Below are 685 nucleotides of genomic sequence, written 5' to 3'. Positions count from 1 at the left end.
ATGACTTACAAGGGTAGTAGTTTCTATTTGGCTTGTCAAGGAAAGCACTTGACAAGCCAAATAGAAACTACTAGGTGGTCTGTAAGTCAAATGAAGGAGTTACTGTGATAACTCAGTTACCTTTAAATCCAATCCACCTGCAATAAGATAGATCATCGTTATTAAGTTTTTGGTTGAGCGGTATCCTCTTGCTTGTCGTTTTGCCGTTTGAATTAATCCGTTTGTTGCTTCGAGGATTCCATTATTGATACGGCTTTTAAACCATTGAAGGATGCCGTCACGATGCTTGTGTATGCTTTTGGCTACTTTAACCATATCAGGAATCTGGGAACGTCTTGCCCAAGAAAGCCATTCGTCCAAATAAGCTTCTGCTTCAGAGATATCCTTCTCCCAAAAGCGTTGAAATGCGACTCTCAGCTGATATGCTTTCGCTGTCTTTAAGTCTTGATCTTTTAATTTTAACAATGTTTCTTTTTGTTTAGGGTTTAAATTGCTTTCATTTTTTATCCATGAATAGCGGCTGTTTTTTAACTCAGGATTGCTTCTTTGCTCTTTACGTCGTGTCTCGTCTAGTGCTTCATTAATCATTTTCATAACATGAAATTTATCGAAAGTCAGTGAAGCATTTGGAAATTGTTCTTCAACACCTTTAATAAAAGCTGGAGACATATCAATACTGATTTCT

General features: G+C 37.1%; 1 protein-coding gene. It reads right to left on the bottom strand.

Translation table 11 applies throughout. The features are described 5' to 3' along the window. Positions 1–99: 99 nt before the first annotated feature. Positions 100–685: ISL3 family transposase (locus LIZ98_RS17605; protein WP_227203181.1), on the bottom strand; the 586-nt coding region annotated here is incomplete at its 5' end.

The sequence above is a fragment of the Caldibacillus sp. 210928-DFI.2.18 genome (genome assembly GCF_020554505.1).
In the GTDB taxonomy this organism is placed as follows: Bacteria; Bacillota; Bacilli; order Bacillales; family Caldibacillaceae; genus Caldifermentibacillus; species Caldifermentibacillus hisashii.
Note: the sequence above shows the minus strand (reverse complement) of the source record. Positions and strands in the feature narration are given on the sequence as shown.